This window comes from Microcoleus sp. D2_18a_D3 (assembly GCF_036702455.1).
Classification (GTDB): Bacteria; Cyanobacteriota; Cyanobacteriia; order Cyanobacteriales; family Microcoleaceae; genus Microcoleus.
The window spans coordinates 52627-68803 of record NZ_JAUBTK010000034.1; the positions used below are offsets into that span (position 1 = coordinate 52627).

Annotated in this window: 14 protein-coding genes and 1 pseudogene; 11 read left to right on the forward strand and 4 right to left on the reverse strand. The window is 48.6% G+C overall.

From position 1 onward, the window contains the following. The 5 genes and pseudogenes from QUB06_RS17095 to QUB06_RS17115 form a co-directional block, all read left to right on the forward strand. Positions 1–255, forward strand: a pseudogene (locus QUB06_RS17095) (tetratricopeptide repeat protein); the annotation flags it as partial. 353 nt (positions 256–608) lie between these two features. Next, positions 609–1181: a tetratricopeptide repeat protein gene (locus QUB06_RS17100; protein ID WP_333436272.1), complete on the forward strand. Its 573-nt coding sequence runs from the start codon at positions 609–611 to the stop codon at positions 1179–1181. A 370-nt stretch (positions 1182–1551) separates the two neighbouring features. After that, positions 1552–1875 (forward strand): hypothetical protein, encoded by a 324-nt coding sequence (locus tag QUB06_RS17105; RefSeq protein WP_333436273.1) that lies wholly within the window; start codon positions 1552–1554, stop codon positions 1873–1875. 126 nt (positions 1876–2001) lie between these two features. Continuing rightward, complete coding sequence (locus QUB06_RS17110; protein ID WP_333436274.1) at positions 2002–3669, forward strand: ABC transporter ATP-binding protein; 1668 nt, start codon at positions 2002–2004, stop codon at positions 3667–3669. Between the two features lie 43 nt (positions 3670–3712). Beyond that, positions 3713–4573 (forward strand): class I SAM-dependent methyltransferase, encoded by an 861-nt coding sequence (locus tag QUB06_RS17115; RefSeq protein WP_333436275.1) that lies wholly within the window; start codon positions 3713–3715, stop codon positions 4571–4573. Between the two features lie 119 nt (positions 4574–4692). Here QUB06_RS17115 and QUB06_RS17120 read toward each other — a convergent pair whose 3' ends face one another. Further along, positions 4693–4989, reverse strand: a complete 297-nt coding sequence (locus QUB06_RS17120) for a hypothetical protein (protein WP_333436276.1) — start codon at positions 4987–4989, stop codon at positions 4693–4695. A 431-nt stretch (positions 4990–5420) separates the two neighbouring features. On the opposite strand from QUB06_RS17120, the gene QUB06_RS17125 reads away from it, so the two are divergent. The 4 genes from QUB06_RS17125 to rodA all read left to right on the forward strand — a co-directional run bounded on the left by QUB06_RS17125 (position 5421) and on the right by rodA (position 8061). Beyond that, complete coding sequence (locus QUB06_RS17125) at positions 5421–5891, forward strand: hypothetical protein (protein ID WP_333436277.1); 471 nt, start codon at positions 5421–5423, stop codon at positions 5889–5891. Beyond that, a complete protein-coding gene (locus QUB06_RS17130) occupies positions 5866–6129 on the forward strand; it encodes a tetratricopeptide repeat protein (protein WP_333436287.1) in 264 nt (87 codons plus the stop codon). The genes QUB06_RS17125 and QUB06_RS17130 overlap by 26 nt, the downstream gene beginning before the upstream one ends. Positions 6130–6190: 61 nt before the next feature. Then, positions 6191–6538 (forward strand): VOC family protein, encoded by a 348-nt coding sequence (locus QUB06_RS17135; protein WP_333436278.1) that lies wholly within the window; start codon positions 6191–6193, stop codon positions 6536–6538. Positions 6539–6801: 263 nt separating this feature from the next. Beyond that, the gene (gene rodA, locus QUB06_RS17140) at positions 6802–8061 is read left to right on the forward strand and encodes a rod shape-determining protein RodA (protein ID WP_333436279.1); all 1260 of its coding nucleotides are present in this window, start codon (positions 6802–6804) and stop codon (positions 8059–8061) included. 266 nt (positions 8062–8327) lie between these two features. Here rodA and QUB06_RS17145 read toward each other — a convergent pair whose 3' ends face one another. The 3 genes from QUB06_RS17145 to QUB06_RS17155 are packed head-to-tail and all read right to left on the reverse strand — an operon-like array spanning position 8328 to position 10068. Continuing rightward, positions 8328–8579 carry a hypothetical protein gene (locus QUB06_RS17145; RefSeq protein ID WP_333436280.1) on the reverse strand — a complete coding sequence of 84 codons (252 nt, stop codon included), beginning with the start codon at positions 8577–8579 and terminating at the stop codon, positions 8328–8330. Continuing rightward, positions 8576–8773: a hypothetical protein gene (locus QUB06_RS17150; protein ID WP_333436281.1), complete on the reverse strand. Its 198-nt coding sequence runs from the start codon at positions 8771–8773 to the stop codon at positions 8576–8578. The genes QUB06_RS17145 and QUB06_RS17150 overlap by 4 nt, the downstream gene beginning before the upstream one ends. Further along, entirely contained in the window at positions 8704–10068 is a 1365-nt protein-coding gene (locus tag QUB06_RS17155) for a proton extrusion protein PcxA (RefSeq protein ID WP_333436282.1), read from the reverse strand. Before QUB06_RS17155 ends, QUB06_RS17150 begins: the two co-directional genes overlap by 70 nt. 52 nt (positions 10069–10120) lie before the next feature. Here QUB06_RS17155 and QUB06_RS17160 point away from each other — a divergent pair, with 52 nt between their 5' ends. Then, the gene (locus QUB06_RS17160) at positions 10121–12331 is read left to right on the forward strand and encodes a recombinase family protein (RefSeq protein WP_333436283.1); all 2211 of its coding nucleotides are present in this window, start codon (positions 10121–10123) and stop codon (positions 12329–12331) included. A gap of 385 nt (positions 12332–12716) precedes the next feature. Further along, the gene (locus tag QUB06_RS17165) at positions 12717–15986 is read left to right on the forward strand and encodes an Ig-like domain-containing protein (protein ID WP_333436284.1); all 3270 of its coding nucleotides are present in this window, start codon (positions 12717–12719) and stop codon (positions 15984–15986) included. Positions 15987–16177 lie beyond the last annotated feature (191 nt).

Genomic DNA, 16177 nt, shown 5'->3' on the forward strand with positions numbered 1-16177 from the left:
CTGGGGGATGAGGTGGCGAGTCGGAAATGGTTGGAAAAGGCTTGTCAGTTCCGGGAATTGATGGAGTTTGACCCGGCGATGGCTGGTTACTGGCAAGGGAGAGCGTTGTTGGGCTTGGGGGATGTGACGGAGGCAGTGGAGGCTTATCGAAGTGCGCTGAGTCGGCGGTTGCTCTACCCTTTTCGCGGTGAGGTTGAGGAGGCTGTGAAACGGTTGAAAGGTAAGAGGCGAAAGGGATCTCGGGCTAAAGCGTAGATCCTTGACTTCTTCGGGAAGTCGGGGATCTGAACCTCTCAGAGTGCATTGAGTTGGGAAAAAACAGCCTCTAACTCGAAAAATTCAGAAATTGACCTCTGGATTCGTCTTATAGGTGTAGAGACAAAAATACAATTTCGTCTCGAAGAAAAAGCAAAATCCAACTAATCTCAAAGGAGGCTAATTATGTTGCGTAGACCATTCTAAAACCAATATTTTAATCAGCAAAACTACATTTGTAAGCTGATTATTAAATGTGATTTAAAATTGATGTAGGGTAGGCACTGCCGTCAGCGCCTACCCTACATTTTTTGTTGCTGACCTTAAGTTAATGGCAAAATCTGGTGCAGTAGGTGGAAATTATAGTTCTCGTGTTTGAGGTGGGTTTCAAGCGTTTTCCCGATCGCTGGAGTGTTTGGGCGACGGCGGGGCGGGTGTTGGTGGAAAGCTTTCAGGAAATTGAGCGGGGGTGTAGTATCTCTGCCAAGGGGACGCAACTTGAGCCGCAGTTACCTGATGCTTGGTTTGGTCATGGGCGGGTGTTGGCGCTGGCTCTTAAACACCGGGAGGCGGTGGAGGCTTTGGCGCAAGGATGGCAGTTGTTGCCAGAAGATGGGAGTTATCTGCAATCGGTGTCTGCTGCGGTGTGGCTGGGGGAGAGTTATCGGGTGCTGGGGGATGAGGTGGCGAGTCGGAAATGGTTGGAAAAGGCTTGTCAGTTCCGGGAATTGATGGAGTTTGACCCGGCTATGGCTGGTTACTGGCGAGGGAGAGCGTTGTTGGGGTTGGGGGATGTGACGGAGGCCGTGGAGGCGTATCGAAGTGCGCTGAAGCGGCGGTTGCTCTACCCTTTTCGCGGTGAGGTTGAGGAGGCTGTGAAACGGTTGAAAGGTAAGAGGCGAAAGGGATCTCGTGCTAAAGCGTAGATCCTTGACTTCTTCGGGAAGTCGGGGATCTGAACCTCTCAGAGTGCATTAAGTTAGAAAAAAACGCCTCTAACTCGAAAAATTCAGAAATTGACCTCTGGATTCGTCTTATAGGTGTAGAGACAAAAATAAAAGTTTGTCTCGACTAAAAAGCAAAATCCAACTAATCTCAAAGGAGGCTAATTATGCGTAGAAGTCGCGGATTCTAGAATAAATATTTTCATCAGCAAAAATACATTTGTAAGCTGATTAAATGTGATTAAAAATAGATGTAGGGTGGGCACTGCCGTCAGCGCCGACACTACATCTTTAATACAACTTCGTCTCGAATCAAATCCGAAAATCGAAAAGTAAAACCATCATGAATTCAATGAAGAAAATTATGCGCTTGGCCAAGTTATTGGCATTTGCTCTGTCATTTTTGATCTTCTGTTTTCCTACAGCAGCAATGGCCGATACTTGCTCTTCTCCTGAAAATCCTGTAATTCCGCAGCCATTGAGATATATTAAAATTGATAACGGAAGCTTCAATGTTGATACAAATATAAGATGCCTGAAAGAATCAAAAAGAATTGACACTGCTGTAGTTTTCTTAGAGCATTCTACTGCAACTAAAGGAAAAAATTATCATGAGAACTCCTCGTATTTTATAAACGATTTCGCTTTTAAATATTTATCATTCAAATCATATTAATGACGCCGATCAACTGCGAATAAAAATCGCTATAGGGTAGGCAATGCTCACCCTACTTAGTAAGTATCTATCAAGATTATAACTGTAAAAGCATAAATCGTGCCTGTAGACAAACTCCCATAACTCATGGAAATTATTTGGTTCTTTAAAACCCTCAACAAATACATTGCCTCCTACAAAGGGCAATTCATTTTACTCTTTATCTGCCTGATATTCGACGCAGCATTTGATTCAGTCTTCCGAGCCAGCTTAAAATTTATCATCGATGCCGCCATCGTTCCCCAAAACTATAGTCTTCTGGTTTTAATCCTGTCATTGCTAGTTGTCGGAGCAATTCTATATGCCTGCATCGGCTTACTAGGAATTTTTCTAGGAGCGCGTTTAGGCATTTTAATCACCAACAATATCCGACACTCTCTATTCCAGCATCTCCAAAGCCTTTCAATGGAGTTTTTTGGACGGCGTTCAGCCGGCGATATTGTCAATTGTCTCATCGCCGATGTCCAAAAGGTGGAAAATGGTGTAATTACAATGGGGCTGACAGTCGTTGTTTTAGAACTGTCTAACTTCCTATTTTCTCTGGTTTTCCTCTTCTTCCTCAACTGGCAATTAGCCCTGCTCAGTTTAATCGGTTTAACCCTCTGCACCATTGCCCCAGCAAAAATTGCCAGCCTTGCCACCGAAGTCGGCTATAAGTTGCTGCAAAAAGAAGGACAGATTGCCAGCGTCGTCGAAGAGAATATCCTCTCGCAAACCGTTGTCAAGATATTCGGGCTGGAAAACCAAATGAGTAAGGATTTTTCCAGGGATTTGAATGACTTAAAACAGGTTTATGTCCGCGCAACCTTTCTCTCCTACTTAGTGCAGAAAGTCCCCATGATTGGTTTTGTCATGACGCAGCTTATCGTTTTAAGTATTGGTGCAGTGATGACCTACCGGAATATAATTTCTGTAGGAACTCTTACCTCCTTTCAAGTTTTACTGGTAGGTTTGAATCTCAATATTCTAGGTTTAACTTCGTCAATACCTGCATTTATTGATGGAGTAGCAGGGCTGCAACGCATCAGCGATATCTTATCAGAAACCCCGGCGATTCAGAATGCACCGGATGCGATTGATTTACCTCACTTTTCCAGTGATATTAACTTTGACGACGTTACCTTTAGCTACTCCCAAGATAGAGGAGGAGTTAAAAATCTATCGCTGAAAATTCGCCAAGGAGACTTTGCGGTATTTGTCGGTCAAAGTGGAGCAGGCAAAAGTACAATAGTCAACTTGCTGACGCGATTTTATGACCCAGATCAAGGACGCATTCTGTTTGATGGAATTGATTTGCGTCATGCAACAGTACGCTCCCTCCGTTCTCAAATTGGACTGGTTTCTCAGGATGTAATTCTCTTTAATTCCTCGGTGCGAGAAAACATTCGCATGGGCTATCTAGAAGCCACTGACGAACAAGTCGAAGCCGCAGCCAAAGCCGCCGAGATTCACAAATTTATTTTGTCCTTACCCCAAGGCTACGACACACCTGTGGGTGACAGGGGCGGACAGTTATCAGGGGGACAACGGCAAAGAATTGCTTTAGCTAGAGCCTTGGTGAGAAATCCAGCAATTCTAATTCTCGATGAAGCCACATCCGCCCTCGACCCCGCCACAGAAGCCGAAATCCTCGCCACTATCGAGCGCATCACCAAAGAACGCACCGTGATTTTGATCACCCACCGCATGGCCCATGCCTTGCGTGCGGATGTCATGTACGTGCTGGAAAACGGCAGCTTGGTTGTTAGCGGTTGACACACAGATTTGACCTGTACTGAATATTTTGGAGTTAAAAATTATGACCAGCACAAATGATTACAAATGGCTAATCCCCTCTTCTCATAGCCTTGGCTCGAAATCTGTTGAAGAAGAGAAAGAGATGTGGGATAAAAACCACGAAGATTATACCAACACCTCTTTCAGCGTCACCCAAGACCCCAAAATCTGCAAAAACTTAATCAGTCCAGAGCGTTCTCCCGGCTATGATATTCCCAACTCGCCTGATATCAAAGTCCTAATTCCCGGTTGCGGCTCGGAAATTTATCTTCAGAAAACTTTACTAGAATTTTGCCCCCAAATTGGACAAATCTACTGTACCGATTTTTCCAAAACAGCCATTGAAAAAGCACAAGCAGACTGGAAAACAGCAGATGGAGATTCTCGACTCAACAATCAGCAAATCGTGTTTGAGCAAGTAGACTCCACGCGAATCACCGAACAAAAACCGGAGTGGAACGATAAATTTGATTACGTCCTCCTCGTAAATTCCGTGGTTTCCAGTGAGGATAAAACCAACCGCGAGATGATTCGGGAATTTGGAAAAGTTCTCAAGCCAGGTGGCAAGATATACGGATATTTTCCAACCACCTTATGCTTCTTAGAAATTGCCTATTTCAGTCGCAAACACGCTCACTGTGTTACAGAGGGATTTATAGATGTCTACGGCAATAAAGTTTGGGATGCTGAGTGGCAAACTGCCCAAATTTATTACACTCCCTTGCGGTTAAATCGCATCTTTAAAGAAGCGGGATTAAAACAACTCTGTTTGGAGATGCAGTTTTTGGACTATGAGCCTTTTGTTTCGATGTTTAAAGAGATGATCGATCATGACGATCCGGATATCTTTCTCTGGCATCTTCTAGCCCGGTATGAAAAATAGGACTTAGGCATTTGGGCGAAGCATCGAGCGAGATGCTTCGTTTCAGTCAGGATGACGCATAGGCTTTTCGTAAGTAGGGACACGGCAATGCCGTGTCCTTCTTCGTGTCAACAACTAGGTTAAACCCGCAGTCCGGCAAGGGTTGAAACCCCTGCCTCAAAGCTAAAGTCCTCGCTATGAGGACTGAAAAACTCATTAGTCCTCATAGCGAGGACTTTAGCTATAAGCCCCGTGGAATTCATTCCCTGGCGGTCTGGCGGACTGGCGACTGTCAGCGGCGAGTTGTGGTTGAGGTCAAACTCTAGAATCGGGAAATTAACAGAGGCCAGAAGTACGATCGCGCGCTTGAAGACAAATGTATCGAAATAGAAACGCGATCGCAAATTTATTTGTTCTACCCTCCGATAACTCCCCACCTACAGATTGTTTCCCAATTACCCTTCAACTATCAAAGTAATATTTTCAATCCCCACGACGCGAACAACTTCACCGGGTTGCAAAGTCATGTCTCGTTAGCGAAGCCCTCAAAGAGGATCGCACTTAGCCGGCCACCAACTGTTTTGGAAACGAACGCGGCCGCATTCTTGAGGGCGAATTTGTTCATCCACGATCGCTGTTTCAACATCGTTAATAGACATAGCTGCTTGCTCCTGAATATAAACTCGACTTGATTTGTGCGGATGTCAGAAGCTTGTCTGTCAACTTCCCCTCCACACTCAACAGTGTCACTTCTGATTATTATTTGAGCGGTTTATACAGTATTTTAGGCATTTTTTACCGGATATTAGGCGACATAAATCAAGCGATAGAATGCCCTTAAATATTAGAAATAAAAGCCACTAAATGTTTGCAAATTATAGCAAAAAGCAGCGAACCTGAAAACAGCCAACAAGCAAATCGGGAATCCTGGAAAGTTAACGCTGCAATTAATATGGGTTGGTGTCAAATAGAAATGCGGGAATTAGAATCAGCTATGGAGATATTTGTCAAGCTGAAAACTTCGCGAGACGAAATCGGGATTAATAGCTATTCGATCAATGTCGGGTTAGCTTTCCTCAACTCCTGTGTCGGAGCCAAAAAACAGGCGGAAGAGCTCGCCGAAAAACTTTATGCCGATCGGGAAAACAGTCAGTTGGTGGGTACGGGATACCAGTTAGTTTTTCTCGCCGCCACCTATCAAAACCTGCCAGAGACAGAGAAAGCTTTGAGCTTGTACCGCCAAGCGATCGCCCAAACCGACCAAAACCAGTACAGCACCATCAAAGCCAAAGCTCGAGCGCGGTATAGCAGCGCTGTACCGAGAACAGGGAGAATTTGACCAAGCCCTACAGCACCATGCAGAAGCAATCGAAATACTCGATCGAGCCAGCGCCAAATTAGACCGAGCCGAAGCTTGCTATCAACTAGCACTAACAGAACAAAAACTTGGTAACATCGAGAAAAGTCAAGAAAATTTTGAGCGCTCCCTTCAACTTTTTAGCGAAATGGACGCTAGCAAACAAGTAGAAAAAGTACAGTTAGCTGCCACAAAAAAAACAGAAAAAATACCTAATTAATTGAGCAAAAAATCAGAAAATAGATACAATAAACGAAAGAACAACCATAAACTTTGTAGAGATGAAACTAAAACGATTGGGACACGTAGCCGTCTGCGTGCAAGACATAGAGAAGTCTGCTGAATTCTACCGCAACTTGGGTATGGAGTTAGTCTGGAAAGATGCAGACTGGGCTTATTTGAAAGCAGGAGAGGACGGATTGGCGCTGTTGAGTCCGAGTTACGACCAAGCAGGGCCGCATTTTGGCTTTGTATTTGACGATCGCACCGAAATGGAATCCGCCTACGAACAACTCAAAGCCGAGGGTGTTTCCGTCACCCACATCCACGAACACCGCGACGGTACTGCATCCTTCTACGGCAGAGACCCCGACGGTAACGGCTTCGAGTACCTTTACGAACCGGCCTGACTATTTTCGGACTTGCGGATCGCGGCGATCGGGCTAAATCCGCGTAAGGTGCGCGGCCTGGCGCACCTTACAGATTAGTGTGTCCGCGCACGATGGGGCCCGTTGCGGACGGCCCGGAACCTCCCTAAAACTCGCCGAATAAAGTTACATACTTACACCGACGCTTCTCAAGTAAGGTGCAGACTCTGAATCCGAAATATATCCACAACTTCCGAAAATCGGCTCGATAATCTAAAATCTAAAATCTAAAATCTAAAATCCTCATGTTGCAGAGAATACAAGTCAGAAACCGCTGGAAATCAATCTTCAAACCTTGGGAAGAAGCAGACCCTTGGCTGTTTGGCACCTGCATCGCCCTCACCATCTTCGGGGGAATCATGATCCGCAGCGTCGAAATCAACCAGGGACTGATCGACTGGTGGCGGCACTGGGTAACTGGGGCAGTTGGTTTGTTCCTCGCCATCATCATTTCCCGCTGCCGCTACCAAATACTGCTGGAGTGGAAATGGCCGATTTACATATTAATCAATTTGTCGCTGATCGCAGTGCGCTTTATCGGTACTACAGGACTCGGCGCCCAGCGGTGGATCAACATCGGCGGCTTTTACCTGCAACCGTCAGAATTTGCCAAAGTAGGCATGATTGTCACTTTAGCAGCTCTCCTGCACGACAAGACTGTTCCCACGGTGGGTAATATGTTGAGGATGCTGGCGATTATGGCTGTACCCTGGGGATTGATCTTTGCCGAACCAAATTTAGGTACTTCCTTAGTCTTCGGCGCGATCACAATTGGGATGTTTTACTGGGGTAATGTAAATCCCGGCTGGCTAATATTGCTATTCTCTCCTCTAATCTCTGTTCTCCTCAATAACCTGTCTACACCGATTTGGGTAGCCTGGATAGTTCTTGCGGGTATTATCGCTTGGCGAACCCTGCCTTGGCCTTGGCTGGGGACTTTCGGTGCTGTGTTGGTGAACGTTGTTTCTGGACAAGTCGGACAGCTTTTTTGGAATGTACTCAAGGATTATCAAAAAATGCGCCTGACAGGGTTTTTAAACCCGGAGAAAGACCCTTTAGGCAGCGGATATCACTTGATTCAATCTCGGATTGCTATTGGGGCCGGGGAACTGAAAGGCAGGGGTTTGTTTCAGGGAACGCAAACTCAGCTTAACTTTATTCCCGAACAGCATACAGACTTTATCTTTTCAGCTATTGGCGAAGAATTGGGGTTTATTGGCTGTATTTGCGTGCTGTTTATGTTCTGGTTAATTTGTTTCCGGTTGGTGACGATCGCTCAAACTGCTAACGATAATTTTGGTTCTTTGCTGGCGATCGGCGTACTGTCAATGTTGATTTTTCAGGTGTTCGTAAATATTGGAATGAACATTGGCTTGGCTCCGGTTACGGGCATTCCCCTGCCTTTCCTGAGTTACGGGAATGCGTCGCTGCTGAGTAATTTTCTCGGCCTGGGACTGGTAGAGGCTGTAGCCAGCCAGCGACAGCGCAAGAAGCGTTGGAATTAGGTCATTGGTAATGGGTTTTGGGAATGCGATCGCCCTTTTGATTTCTTTCGAGAAATTCGGCGGGCGATCGTATTTTTTTTCGCTCGACTTAGCCACATCTAAATTTTACGCTTCCTGAGCCGAGCCTTGATGAAAGTCAAGTTTGATAAAATTCTTGTGGGGTACGCGCGAGAACCAGCCCAAAAATAAAATTTAGAGGCCCAACACCTTAAGTACATCAACTTAATTAAACCACTCCTGACGCAAAAAATAAATGGTTTTATGCACTATGGGTAAGCCACTCTCTGTGCAGTGAACGCTTTAATGAGGACGTTATCAATGCCTGAAACCATTGTTATTATTACATCTTTTCTTCTTCCTTCCTTCTTCCTTCTTCCTTCTTCCTTCTTCCTTCTTCCTTCCTTCTTCGGGAGCATCTCATATTTGCAAAAACACTTCTTTCTTCTTCCTTCTGACTCTTTTCTCCTGGCTCCTGACTCCTGACTCCTAATTCCAATTTCGAGCTTTGCTGCTTTCATTGAGATGCTCCCCCTTCTTCCTTCTTCCTTCTTCCTTCTTCCTTCTTCCTTCTTCCTTCTTCCTTCTTCCTGACATCCGTTACATCCGCTACAGAATCCGTTGCCGAACTTTCTTCGCCTCTGATTACTCGTTCATATTCTTGTACGTAGCAACAGCCGAAGGCGAACTCCGGTTTAAATAACGGAATATCCAATACTTAAATACCGTATCCAATATCACTGGAAAAGTTGCAATGAACAAAAATATGAACTGCCTATTTTCTGGCAGTCCCAAATGCCTCGATAAACCTTCGAGAATTACTTCCCAACCATGAGGCGAGTGGAAGCCGACAAACACATCTGTAAACAAAATAATTACGAAAGCTTTCGCACTGTCGCTGAGGCCGTAAATCACATCGTCCATGAAAGACTTTAAAATCTCAATCTCTTTCTTGTTAGTGACGATAATCGCGGCAAAGGCAATGCAGGAAATCAAATCGGCAAAAATATTTTTAATAGCTCCACCACTTTCAGCGCGGTATTCCTCCGCTAGCTCAACTGCTTTCTCGGCAATCTTCTTTTCCGTTTCTTCTAAAGAAAGCGACGGAGCAGCGCCTATTAACCTTTTAAACTTGAGGTGCTGCTCAAATCTCTCCAGTTCTTGGAATGCTTCTTCTTCCAGGTTAACATTTATGAAAAGTGGGGCCTTTTCTTGACCTCTAAAATGGTCAACTATCGGGCCGACAAAAAAGTTTTTGGCAATTTGATTCGTCAACAGGGGAACTAAAATCAAAAGCAAAATAAATCTCAGAGAAATAATTGTTTTGACTTTGGAATTGCGGAAATTCTTAACTACTTCTTTTTCAGCTCCAGGGTCTAAATCTTTAGTGATGCGATTCAACGTTCCCAAAAGTGATCGCGGTAATAAATTTACTTCTTCATAGTTAGTGTCAACCTCACCATCGTGAATTTGAACATAATTAGCTGAACCTTTATTTTTGGGGTCAGGTGGAGAGCTGCTATTTGTAGATTTAGCCTGCACATTTACTGAACTGACAACCGGAACAATTGCCGTCGATCTACTATTATTAATATACTTGTCGATGACTCGATCGATAAACTCTAGCTTCTCAAATATAAGGGAGGCTCTATCTTTATTGTTGAGATGTAATCCGTGCTGGTGAGGCTCAGCGCTGGGCCCAGTTTTCGGTTTAGCCCCCACTCGCTCCGGCAGTTCCAAAAAAGAACGGCTAGCATTAAACTCAACCATTCGGGTTTGGATGACCTTGAGGTATTTTTGCAGTTCGGATTTAAAGTAAGACAGGGTGCTTTGTCCGTAATCTCCCGATCGCTCAGAGATTCCTTGACCGCCAAAATGCTCGTCTTCGATCGCCTTAATTGCTAACGCAGCATCGTAGGCCTGTTCTAGAGCCCTCTCAGGCGTTTCTCGATACCATTGGTGAAGGCTGTAGAGATATTTTACAATCCTGTTCCACGGAGAAGTATTCATAGCTAAAGCTGCTTAGTTGGCTGTAGACATTAGTGATTAAAGTATTCACGGTATGGTAACAAATTTAGATGAACTGAGAACGGCCAGCGAGGATTCAATTTGGATTGTCGGATCTGCCCGCAGTGGCAAAACTACTCGTTTAGTCGAGCAGTTCTGCATTTGGAGCAAAACTGTCAAGCCCCTGCCCACAACTGTTTCAGGGCGATCGAGTTCCGGGCGGCGGCGGGCTGGACAAACTGCCCCAGCAATTTTAGTCTTAGCAGCTAACGGAGACAATCGGCTAGAATTGGCCGATCGCATCGCCGTCGCTACCGAAGGAAAATATACCTTTCACTCCACAACGCCCTTCGGTTTTTTTGAGCAGGAGGTATTGCTATTTTGGCCGCTGCTAGTTCAGTCGCTGGATTTGAGGGCTCAATTTCCCCTGCGGCTGCAACCTGAAACAGAACTGGAACTTGCCGCGAGACTCTGGCGTCGCGAATTAGACGAAGGGATTTTGCAAAAAACAGGGGTCAGCCCAAACCGAATGGTGCGTCGAACACTAGACTTATTACAACTTGCTGCTGTCAGCGGTACGCCGAGAGAAGAGATTCCCAGCATTCTGGAACAGGGATTTGCTGGTGACAGCGGCTCGAACAACCTGTGGACTAGCATGGGAGAGTTGCTGGAAAGGTGGCGGGAATGGTGCTTGACGCGGGGGCTCCTGACTTACGGGATTGTTTGCGAACTCTACTGGCGCTATTTGTTGCCGGATGCCACTTACCAGCAGCATTTGGCCTCTAGATATCAAGCTGTGATCGCAGACGATGTTGACGATTATCCGGCGATAAGTGGCCATTTGTTCGATCGAATGCTCGACTTCGGTGCAGCGGGGGCGTTCTCCTACAACCCAGATGGAGGAGTGCGTTTGGGCTTGGGGGCTGATACGGAATACCTAGCCAGACTCGAAAGCCGCTGTCAAAGCCTGGTAAATTTGGACGCAAAAGCCGGTTTAGCAGCAGAGATTGGAGATTTAGCGGTAAGTTTAGCAGTTAATTCTGAGGGTTTTTATCCTTTAGGCTTGAGTTTGCCCGGTAAAGTTCGATCGCTCCAAACCACTTCCCGGGCTCAACTGCTGCGAGAAACCGCCGAAATTATCGTGGATGCGGTGAAGTCACAAGCCGTGGAACCCCAGGAAATCGCCGTAATTGCCCCTGGGATGGATGCGATCGCCCGTTACAGTTTAACGGAAATTCTGGCGCGACATAATATCGCCGCCGTATCTCTCAACGATCAGCGTCCCCTCTCGGCTACCCCAGAGATTCGAGCTTTACTCACTTTGTTAGCCTTAGTTTATCCGGGACTCGGCCGTTTAGTCGATCGAGATGGCGCAGCCGAAATGCTGGTAGTGTTGGGCAGCCAGAAACACAGTTCATTGGAAACAGAAGATTCCAACTCGACGTTCAATCTAAAATCTCAAATTCACAATCAAAAATCGATCGACCAAGTGAGAGCAGGTTTAATCGCCGATCACTGTTTTTGTCCAGATATCGATCGACCTCAATTGCTGCCAATTACAGCCTTTCCCCGGTGGGACAGACTGGGACACCGAGCAGCCAGGGCCTACGAGCACATTGTCGAGTGGATCGAACAACAGCGATCGCAACAGCAGGAGCGGCTGTTGCCGAGTCCAATTGCCCTACTCGATCGAGCAATCCAGAAATTTCTCATGAACGACAGATACCTGCCCTACGATCGGCTAGCAGCCCTGCGCGAGTTAATGGAAACCGCGACCCACTACTGGGAAATCAACGGGCGAATGCAGCGCGTAGAACCAACAAACGGCGGCGACTCAGAAACGATCGCCCGGTTCATCCAGTTGTTGCGCCAAGGAACCGTCACCGCCAACCCCTTTCCAGTGCGTCCCGAAGGCCCAGCAGCCAGAGCCGTCACCCTCGCCAACATTTTCCAGTACCGCAGCAGCCGCCGCGCCCACAAATGGCACTTTTGGCTGGATGCCGGCTCGCCCCTGTGGCTGAGCGGCGGTGCGGCGACATTGTTTGGCGCTCCCTTATTTTTGCGATCGCAACTGGGGCGCCCCTGGGAAACCGAAGAGGAAACGGCTGCCGACCAACAGCGGCTGCGGCGAATTCTGCTAGATTTGTTAAGTCGCTGTTCCCTGCTTTACCTTTGCCACAGCGAACTATCCGTCAGTGGACAAGAACAAACCGGGCCGCTTCTGCCCCTAATTAACAGCTCTGTTTCTTGTCAGCAGTCAGCATAAGACAGTCGGCTTCTGCAGGCAAGGGGCACATCTGTATTCAGCCTTCGACATTCGGAAAGAAAAAATTCTGACGGCGAAGATTTTTATTTATTCGGCTTCTGGATAAATACACTGGGCTGACTCCCAGCCGGAATTCTAGGTTATATATCGAAGTGGCGCGATATTAAAGTATACCCAACCTAGGCATCAAAACGTACAATCATTAATATTTTGAGATCAAAAGATGCCCCGCTTAAAAAATATCTATAGCCGTTGCAGTTTTGATTTAGTATGTTAGAAATGATGGGGTTATTAATCAATTTTAAGCCAGATTTGTGGCAACAAACTGATACTAATCAGTTCTTAAAGTTAATCGGGATCGTCGTCGTTTAAAGGAGCCAAAATAATGCCAAGTGCAGTGCCAGCAGTAATTATACCACCAACACCAACACCAGAACCACCTCCAACACCCGAACCACCTCCAACACCAGAACCACCTCCGACGCCGCCAACACCTCCAACCCCAGCACCACCTCCAACACCTCCAACACCTCCCTCCGGGGACGACACAATTGGCGACATAGACGACACAGGGGGCGGAGGCCAAGGTACCTCGCCCGGAATCATCGGCGGCGTAGTCCGCGGCGGAGAAACCAACGATTCCTTAGTTGGCAGTCCCGGGCCCGACGTGATTTCCGGACTGCAAGGCAACGACAACCTGCAAGGAGCCGACGGCGACGATTTAGTATTCGGGGGCGATGATGACGACGTGCTGTTCGGCGCGCCAGGGAACGACGTTCTCGACGGCGGTTTAGGACTCGATACCCTGTACGGAGGCAAAGGCAACGACTGCCTCGACGGGGCAAATAACCCTGACCTGCTGTATGGCAATGACGCCAACGACACGGTAATCGGAGGCGAAGGCAGAGACACGGCTTACGGCGGAAAAGGCAGCGACAGCTTGCGTGGGGGTGCTGGCGACGATAGCTTTTTGGGCGATCGAGGCGACGACATCGTGTGGGGCGACCAAGGCAACGACTCGCTCTTCGGTGGCGATGGCGAAGACTTGGTATTTGGCAACGAAGGAGGCGACTGGCTCTACGGAAACGCCGGCGGGGATACATTTTTTTCCGGCGACGGCGACGACATCGTATTCGGCGGCGACGGTGATGACATCGTGGACGGCGGTGCTGGCAACGACGTTCTTTGGGGCGAAGCAGGCAAAGACATAATCGCAGGAGGCGAAGGCAGAGATGTGTTCGTCATCGGTGCCTTCAGTTCCCCCAGCGGCAGCAGCGACGGCACTAACCCGGCATTTCTCACCACAGGCGGCCCCGATATCGCCGATGCCGACATTTTCACAGACTTTCGCCAAGGCGAAGATTTAATCGGGTTAACCGGCGACCTCAAGTTTGAAGATTTGGTAATCTTCCAAAGCACTGAGACGAAAGCCGGCAGTACGATTATTCGCAACGGCGTCAGCGGCGACTTTTTAGCAGTATTGCCGGGAGTAGACAGCAGAACCCTAGGGCGAAGCTCATTTGTAATTGCCCCCACAGTTCCCGGCAGCGCAACTCCCCTTCCCCTACCGACACCGACAGGAAGTCCGACACCGACAGGAAGTCCGACGCCGCCGACGCCGCCGACACCGCCGACACCGCCGACACCGCCGACACCGCCGACACCGCCGACACCGGACGAGCCGCGGCCGACGTTCCCGGGGTCGCCGACACCGCCGACACCGGGGTTGCCGACGCCGACAGGAAGTCCGACGCCGCCGACACCGCCGACGCCCATCTTTAACCAACCTCCAAGAGCAGTTGACGACAACTTCAGCACGGTTGCGGGTCAAGAACTCAGTTTCAACGTTCTGTTGAACGACACTGACCAGGAACAAAGCGCTCTGACTGTCACGACTTTTGCTCCAGCAAGCAAAGGGAGCCTGGTTCCCGTGGGCGGCGGCGTATTCAAATACACCCCGAATCCCGGCTTTTCGGGTACTGACAGCTTCAGCTACTCGATCTCAGACGGCAGCGGCGGCACAAGTAAGGCGGTAGTAACCATCAACGTCAGTAGCCCGCCGCAGCTAATAATTAACGAGGGTGTGGTGGTTGCCAAAAGTAATCCTACCCAGACAATCACTGCCGCCGATTTGTTAGTCACAGATCCCGACAACAGCCCCTTGGAAATCGTTTACACGATTACTAAAGCCCCCGATGCTACCAGAGGTTTTGTCCAAAGGGGTAGCACCTTTCTCAACGTGGGCGGCAAATTCACCCAAGACGATATCAACAACAACATCGTCAAATACAACTTGCTGGCAGCAGGTGGCAGCGACACTTTCACGTTTACAGCCTCCGACGGGTCTGCAACTATCGGGCCGGCATCCTTCAGCATCACGGTGGTAGATAATATTGTCGATCGCAGCGCACTCCCGGCCAGCAGCTTTACAGGCAGCAACCTCAGCGACTTCATCCTCGGCGGGGCCGGCGACGATACCCTCTCTGGGGGCGACGGCAGCGACATCATCGATGGCAGTGTCGGCAACGACATCGTATTCGGTGAAGCAGGCAACGACTCGGTGGTGGGTGCGATCGGCAACGACACCGTTGACGGCGGACTGGGCAACGACACCGTTAACGGCCAAGACGGCATAGACTCGCTGATCGGCGGACTGGGCAACGACCTGATGTTCGGCGGCAATGACAATGACAACCTCTTGGGCGGTGACAACAACGACACCATTGACGGCGGAACAGGCAATGACTCGATGTTGGGAGAATCCGGCGAGGACTCGATACTTGGTGGCGCTGGGATCGACACCTTACTTGGTGGCCTTGGCGACGACTCCCTCGAGGGCGGTGCAGGCGACGACATCCTCGACGGTGGACTGGGCAGAAACTTGGTCGATGGCGGTATCAATAACGATTCCATCTTGGGCGGCGACAACGATGAAACGATGTTGGGTGGACAAGGCAACGACACGGGACTCGGAGGTTCGGGCAATGACTACGTGTTGGGCGAGGCCGGCAGCGACTCCCTCGACGGCCAAGCCGGCGACGACACTCTCGACGGCGGTGCCGGCAGCGACTGTCTCAGCGGCGCCTTCGGCAATGACTTGGTATTGGGCGGCGATGACAACGACTCGCTTTCCGGCGGTGCAGCCAATGACATTTTGGGTGGCGGTGTCGGTTCTGACTTGCTCACGGGCGATGCTGGCAATGATTTCTTCTACTACGAAACTCCCAGCGAAGGCGTGGACGTGATTGCTGACTTTAACGCTAACGGCAGCGAGACCGACAGATTCTTGTTCAGGTCGTCAAATTTCGCGGGTTTAACCAACTCAGGAACTACTCTCGATTTCACCAGTTTTATCGTCAGGAATATCGGGTCTAGCGGCGACGACATCAGCAAGCAATCAGTCATTTTGTTTGAATCTAAATTTGATAACGCTCAAGCAGTAAATGCAGTGTTGAAGAATCAAAAGGGTTCGAGCAAAACAGGAGCTTTCTTCGTGTACCTGAACAATACTTTTAACAAGTACGTTCTCGGCTTCGACCCGAATGTGGCAGATGACAGTCTCCCAGCTTTCGATTTGGGAGTGTTGAATTCTATTCCTACAGTGCCCGGAGCGCTCAGCACCGTCATTACTGCATCTGACTTTAAGTTTATTTAGTAGTTTTTGAGTAGCGTCGCAAGGAGGCCCAACAATGCCCAGTGCAGTACCAGCAGTTTTTCCCCAACCGACGCCGACGCCGACGCCGACGCCGACGGGGACTTCTCCGATGATGACGGGGACTTCTCCGATGATGACGGGGACTTCTCCGATGATGACGGGGACTTCTCCGATGATGACGGGGACTTCTC